This window comes from Bradyrhizobium sp. (genome assembly GCF_019244115.1).
Taxonomy (GTDB): domain Bacteria; phylum Pseudomonadota; class Alphaproteobacteria; order Rhizobiales; family Xanthobacteraceae; genus Bradyrhizobium.
Genome location: NZ_JAFATE010000026.1, coordinates 1 through 4,326, shown reverse-complemented (window position 1 = coordinate 4,326; position 4,326 = coordinate 1). Strand labels below are relative to the sequence as shown.

Here is a 4,326-nt window from a genome sequence, read left to right as displayed (position 1 = left end):
ATCCAGAGTCCCTGTTCGGGCAAGTGACGTAAAGCATTCGCGGAAAGCATTCTTCTTCGGAGCGACCGGTCGTCGGTCCGAGTCAATCTAATTTAAGTTGTTCCATACCCCGATACTGTTTGCAAGCGGATGTCAAAATTACAAGCTTAGAACGCTTCTGTGGTTGGAGATGAGAGCAGCCCGAGCGCAGCCGCGCCAGCTCGCTGTCGTTCATTCTGATCGCGAGCGCAGCTTTGCTTGATGCTTTTCCGTTTCGCCTTGATGTAGGTTACGAACGCGGCGCGATCCGCCCGGCAATAATGGATGAAAACGGGGGAGGGACAGATGACCGATGTTGTGGAAGGCCCGCGGCCGGCAAGCGAGATCGCCAGCTATCACGCGCATGTCTATTACGATCCGGCCACGACGCGGGGCGAGGCCGAGCGGCTGCGCCAGTGGATTGGCGAGCGGTTTTCGGTCACGCTGGGCCGCTGGCACGATGTCAAGGTGGGGCCGCATGACCAGGCGATGTATCAGGTCGCCTTTGCGCGCGAGGTGTTCGCCGAGCTAGTGCCCTGGCTGATGCTGAACCACGGAAGTCTGAGTGTCCTGGTTCATCCCAACACGGTCAACCCGCGCCGGGACCATCTTGACGATCCGCTCTGGATCGGACCTCCGCTCGCCATCCACGGCGACAAGCTCCCCGAGCACGATGAGGCAGAGGCGCCGCTGCCGCCGAACACCGAGCCGCACCTCAGGGCATGACCAGCACGCGGAGAGTGGTCGACGTAATCCGAACGGCCTCGGCCTATGGCTCGTCATGCCCGGCCTTGTGCCGGGCATCCACGACTTTTCTTTCCTGGTGCTGCAAAGACGTGGATGGCCGGGACAAGCGCGGCCATGACGAAGTGCAGGAGGTGGTGCCAGCACCGCTGGCATAAGTCCTACTTCTTCATCGCGTCGTAGACGGCAAAGCTGTAGGCACCTTCCGGCTTCTTGGTGATGACCGGATCAGAGCCGCCCGACATCAGCGTGGCGACCGTGCGGTCGTAATCCTTGACGTCGAGTTTGCCCTCAGTGTCGCCGAGCAGCTTGCTGATCTCGCCCATCATGCGCTTCTGGTCCTTTTCGGTCTTGGCGCCCGTGGTGTCGTTGGCGAGAAGGATTTTTACCGCCTCGTCGGGATGCGACTTGGCGTAATCCCAGCCCTTCATCGATGCCTTGACGAATTTCGCCATTTTGGCGACGAAGGCGGGATCGCCGAGGTTCTTCTCCAGCACGTAGAGGCCGTCCTCAAGCGTGGCGACGCCCTCATCCTCATATTTGAAGACGACGAGTTGGCTCGGCTTGTAGCCGCCGTCAATCACCTGCCAATACTCGTTATAAGTCATCGTGGACACGCAGTCGGCCTGCTTCTGCAGCAGCGGGTCGACGTTAAAACCCTGCTTGATGACCTTGACGCCCCCCGAGGAGCCGTCGGTCTTGTAGCCGAGCTTCGACATCCACGATAGGAACGGATATTCGTTGCCGCCATACCAGACGCCGAGCGTCTTGCCCTTGAGGTCGGTCGGCTTCTTGATGCCGGTCTCGGCGCGGCAGGTCAGCTCCAGCCCGGACTTCTTGAAGGTCTGCGAGATGTTGACCAGCGGCACGCCTTTCTCACGCGAGGCCAGCGCCGACGGCATCCAGTCGACGATCACGTCGACGCCGCCGCCGGCGATCACCTGGGGCGGCGCGACGTCGGGTCCGCCGGCCTTGATGGTGACGTCGAGGCCGGCGTCCTTGTAGAAACCCTTGTCCTTGGCGACGAAGTAGCCGGCGAACTGGGCTTGGGCGACCCATTTGAGCTGGATGGTGACGGGGTCGGCGGCCTCTGCGCTCGTCAGCGACAGGCCGAGGGTGAGGCCGGCGGCCAGGACAAGTGTGTGCTTCATGGAAAGCTCCAAAAGATAAGACCTTGCCGATCTAGGTCCGATACGATGGGTGCCAAAACGTCGTCGCGCGTTCGGCCAGCGCGACAACACCATAAAACGCCATTCCGGCAAGCGCTGCGAGCGCGATCTCCGCCCAGACCATGTCGATGGCCATGCGTCCCGCCTCGGTGGAGATGCGAAAGCCGATGCCTTGCGTCGGTGTCCCAAAAAACTCTGCAACGATTGCGCCAATCAAGGCCAGCGTCGCGTTAATCTTGAGCGCATTGAAAATGAACGGCAGCGCCGCGGGCAGATGGAGTTTTGTCAAACTCTGCCGGTGGCTCGCCCCGTAGGAGCGCATCAGGTCGCGCTCGCTGTCGCCGGCCGCCGAAAGCCCGGCGATGGCGTTCACCAGCATCGGAAAGAAGGTGACCAGCACGACGACGGCTGCCTTCGACGGCCAGTCGAAGCCGAACCACATCACCATGATCGGCGCGATGCCGACGAGGGGCAGCGCGGCGAAGAAGTTGCCGAGCGGCAGCAGGCCGCGGCTCAAAAACTGGTAGCGATGCGCCAGGATCGCGACCAGAAGTCCGGCACCGCAGCCGATCACATAGCCGATCAGCACGCCGCGGACGAAGGTCTGCACGAAATCGATACCGAGCGTGGGCAGGGATGACATGAACCGCGCCGCCGCCGCGCTTGGCGCCGGCAGCAGGACCGGAGGTACGCCAAGGCCGCGGACGCCGACTTCCCAGAGATAGAACACGGTTGCGCCGAACAGCAGCGGGACCAGAAGGTCGATCGCGCGCTGCCGGTTGCGCCGCACCTGCCGCAGGCTTGCGAGCGTGGCAACGCAAAGCCCGGCCGACAGCCACGAGGCGATCACGATCAGCCAGAAGCCCGGGCCGGCTGCTCCGGCCACCATCGGGTCGTCAAGCACGAGCAGCGATACGGCGGCTGCAAGCACGGAAGCGGGCAGGCCGACGACGGCTGCGCGGAGATCGGCGCGCCAGGCCGCGACCAGACATAACAGGCAGGCCGCCGTGCTCATTTCCCAGACATAGGGGCGTGCCGACAGTGGCAGCGCGCCCGGTGCTGATGGCAGCAGTAACGCCAGCACCATCGCGGCCGCGGCGAGCAGAAATCCCAATCGCAGCCTGCGCGGCTCCATCAATGCGCCCCCATGCGGCGGAGCACGCCGCCCTCGACAAGGGCCGTGATCGCGATCAGGCCGGAGGCAAGCACGGCGGCCACAACCAGCGCCGACCAGAGCTGGATGGTCCGGCCGTAATAGGAGCCTGCCAGCAGCCGCGCGCCGATGCCGGCTTCGGCGCCGGTCGGCAGTTCGGCGACGATGGCGCCGACCAGCGAGATGCTGATCGCCACCTTGAGGCTGGCGAATAGATAAGGCACTGCGGCCGGCCAGCGCAGCTTCCAGAGCACCTGGCGCGGCGTCGCCGACCAGGTCCGCATCAGCTCGATCTGCAGCGGATCGGGCGAGGTAAAACCCTTCACCATGCCGATCGTGACCGGGAAGAAGCAGAGATAGGCCGAGATGATCGACTTCGGCAGCAGGCCATGCAGGCCGAGCGCGCCGAGCATGACGATGAAGATCGGCGCCAGGGCCAGCACGGGCACCATCTGCGAACAGATGATCCAGGGCAGCAGGCTGCGCTCCAGCACGCGGCTGTGCACGATCATCAGCGCGAGCGCGATGCCGAACAGCGAGCCGATCAGGAAGCCCAGCAAGGTCGCCGAGAGCGTGACCAGGGCGTGATAGACCAGGCTGCGCGGCGCCAGCGGCGGATATCCGAACACCGAATCGTAGACTGCCGCGGCGAGCTGGTGCGGGGCCGGCAACAGTGGGCGCTCCGCGTCCATGGTCCCTGCGAGCACGTCCGATAGCGTGTAAGGGGTTTCCTCGCGCTCAAAGCCGTCGCGGACCAGCGTCCAGTTCAGCGCGATCGCGGCGATGTACCAGATCGCGACGATCAGAGCGACCATCATTGCCAGCGACGCGTAGCGCTCCATCAGCACGTGGCGGGCGCGCGTGGCCGGCGCGCGCAGCGACAGGGCGGGCGCGCTATTCGTCATAGGAGTGTCCCGCACGCAGACCGTTGCGGACGCGCTGGGCGACTTTCAGGAATTCAGGCGTCTCGCGAATTTCCAGCGACCGGTCCGCCGGGAAATCGCAATCGATGACGTCGATGATGCGGCCCGGCCGCGGCGACATCACCACGATCCGGGTCGAGAGAAACACGGCCTCGGGAATCGAATGGGTCACGAACAGCACCGTCTTGCCGGTCGATTTCCAGAGCTGCAGCAGCTGTTCGTTGAGATGGTCGCGGACGATCTCATCGAGCGCCCCGAACGGCTCGTCCATCAGCAGCAGCGCCGGGTCGAACGACAGCGCGCGTGCGATCGAGACCCG

The 4,326-nt window shown here is 64.1% G+C and carries 4 protein-coding genes and 1 pseudogene; 1 reads left to right on the top strand and 4 read right to left on the bottom strand.

From position 1 onward, the window contains the following. The first annotated feature begins 324 nt into the window (after positions 1 to 324). A complete protein-coding gene (locus JOZ76_RS01375; protein WP_291696845.1) occupies positions 325 to 744 on the top strand; it encodes a DOPA 4,5-dioxygenase family protein in 420 nt (139 codons plus the stop codon). Positions 745 to 923: 179 nt separating this feature from the next. Here JOZ76_RS01375 and JOZ76_RS01370 read toward each other — a convergent pair whose 3' ends face one another. The 4 genes and pseudogenes from JOZ76_RS01370 to JOZ76_RS01355 form a co-directional block, all read right to left on the bottom strand. After that, positions 924 to 1,913: an ABC transporter substrate-binding protein gene (locus tag JOZ76_RS01370; protein WP_291696844.1), complete on the bottom strand. Its 990-nt coding sequence runs from the start codon at positions 1,911 to 1,913 to the stop codon at positions 924 to 926. A 31-nt stretch (positions 1,914 to 1,944) separates the two neighbouring features. Continuing rightward, complete coding sequence (locus JOZ76_RS01365) at positions 1,945 to 3,066, bottom strand: ABC transporter permease (protein WP_291696843.1); 1,122 nt, start codon at positions 3,064 to 3,066, stop codon at positions 1,945 to 1,947. Further along, a complete protein-coding gene (locus tag JOZ76_RS01360) occupies positions 3,066 to 3,989 on the bottom strand; it encodes an ABC transporter permease (protein ID WP_291696842.1) in 924 nt (307 codons plus the stop codon). The genes JOZ76_RS01365 and JOZ76_RS01360 overlap by 1 nt, the downstream gene beginning before the upstream one ends. Next, positions 3,979 to 4,326, bottom strand: a pseudogene (locus JOZ76_RS01355) (ABC transporter ATP-binding protein); the annotation flags it as partial. The gene JOZ76_RS01360 and the pseudogene JOZ76_RS01355, both read right to left, overlap by 11 nt.

Bases quoted from the DNA above. Each gene is read 5' to 3' on its own strand.
- JOZ76_RS01375 (WP_291696845.1), top strand. From the start codon at position 325: ATGACCGATGTTGTGGAAGGCCCGCGGCCGGCAAGCGAGATCGCCAGC.
- JOZ76_RS01370 (WP_291696844.1), bottom strand. From the start codon at position 1,913: ATGAAGCACACACTTGTCCTGGCCGCCGGCCTCACCCTCGGCCTGTCG.
- JOZ76_RS01365 (WP_291696843.1), bottom strand. From the start codon at position 3,066: ATGGAGCCGCGCAGGCTGCGATTGGGATTTCTGCTCGCCGCGGCCGCG.
- JOZ76_RS01360 (WP_291696842.1), bottom strand. From the start codon at position 3,989: ATGACGAATAGCGCGCCCGCCCTGTCGCTGCGCGCGCCGGCCACGCGC.